General features: G+C 75.5%; 2 protein-coding genes. Both read right to left on the bottom strand.

Annotated features, from left to right (window positions below; all coding sequences use genetic code 11):
- Positions 1–926 (bottom strand): galactokinase (gene galK / locus AB0G02_RS40610; protein ID WP_360805991.1); only part of this gene is annotated, 926 nt, incomplete at its 3' end.
- Positions 923–1,332: substrate-binding domain-containing protein (locus AB0G02_RS40605; protein ID WP_360805988.1), on the bottom strand; the 410-nt coding region annotated here is incomplete at its 5' end. The genes AB0G02_RS40605 and galK, both read right to left, overlap by 4 nt.

The following is a 1,332-nucleotide window of genomic DNA, read 5'->3' as shown; positions in this document are numbered from 1 at the left end:
CGGGCGCCCGCCGCGCCCGCCGCCAGCAGGGCCTCCACCGCCACGTCCAGCTCCGGCACGGTCACCTCGTAGTCGTCGCGCAGCGACGCGTGCGACTCGGTCAGCAACGGCCCCACCTCGCGGATCCGGTCGGCGCGCAGCAGGTCCGCCACCCGCGCCACCCGCTCGTCCTCCGTCACCACGTGCCGCACCCGGCGGGCGAGCCGGTCCGGCAGGTCGTGCCCGGTGGCCGCGTCGAGGTCCCGCAGCGCGGGCACGCCCAGCAGCTCGGCCGCCCGGTGGCAGTCCCGCCGCCGCGCCGCGTACTCGCCGTCCACCAGCCGGTGCGGCGCCTTCGTGTCCACCACCAGCAGCGCCAACCCGGCCTGCGCCGGGTCGAACGGGATGTGCTCGGTCGCCATCGTCCGCGTGTCCAGCAGCAGCGCGTGCCGCTCCCGGGCCAGCAGGGACGCCGACTGGTCCATGATCCCGCACGGCATGCCGACGAACTCGTTCTCCGCCCGCTGCGCGATCCGCGCCAGCACGCGGCGGTCCAGCGACACCCCCGACAGCTCGGTCACCGCCAGCGCGGTCGCGCTCTCCAGCGCCGCCGACGACGACAACCCGGCGCCCAACGGCACCTTGCCGTCCACCAGCAGCCCGAACCCGCCGATCGGGTGACCTTCCTCGCGCAACGCCCACACCACGCCCGCCACGTACGCCGCCCACCCGGTGACCACGCCCGGCGCGAGGTCCGCGACCCGCAGCTCCGTCACGCCCGACGCCTGCCGCGACGACACCCGCAGCACGCCGTCGTCCCGCCGCGCGGCGGTGACCCGCACGACGTGCGGCAACGCGATGGGCAGCACGAACCCGTCGTTGTAGTCGGTGTGCTCACCGATCAGGTTGATCCGACCGGGCGCTTCGAAGACCCCGTCCCGCGTCACCGCTCACCCCTCGTGCTCTCCCGGACCTCCAGCGAGAACGGCGTGCGCAGGTGCTCCGGCGGCCGTTCCGGGTCCTCCACCCGCTTGAGCAGCAGGTCCACCGCCGCCCGCGCGATCGCCGCCTTGTCCGGCGCGACCGTGGTCAACGACGGCAGGCTGTACGCGCCCTCCTCGACGTTGTCGAACCCGACGACCGCCACGTCGGCGGGCACCCGCACACCGCGCTCCGCGGCGGCCCGCACCGCACCGACCGCCAGCAGGTCGTTGAAGCAGAACACCGCGTCCGGCGGCTCGTCCGCCGCCAGCAACCGCGACATCGCCTCCGCGCCGTCACGGCGGTGGTAGTTCAACGCGGTCGCCACCAGCTCGTCGCGCACCGGCAGCCCCGCCTCGGCCAGCGCGAGCC

Source organism: Actinosynnema sp. NPDC023658, from assembly GCF_040639995.1.
Classification (GTDB): domain Bacteria; phylum Actinomycetota; class Actinomycetes; order Mycobacteriales; family Pseudonocardiaceae; genus Actinosynnema.
The sequence above is the reverse complement of the archived record's forward strand: the minus strand, read 5'-3'. Positions and strand labels throughout refer to the sequence as shown.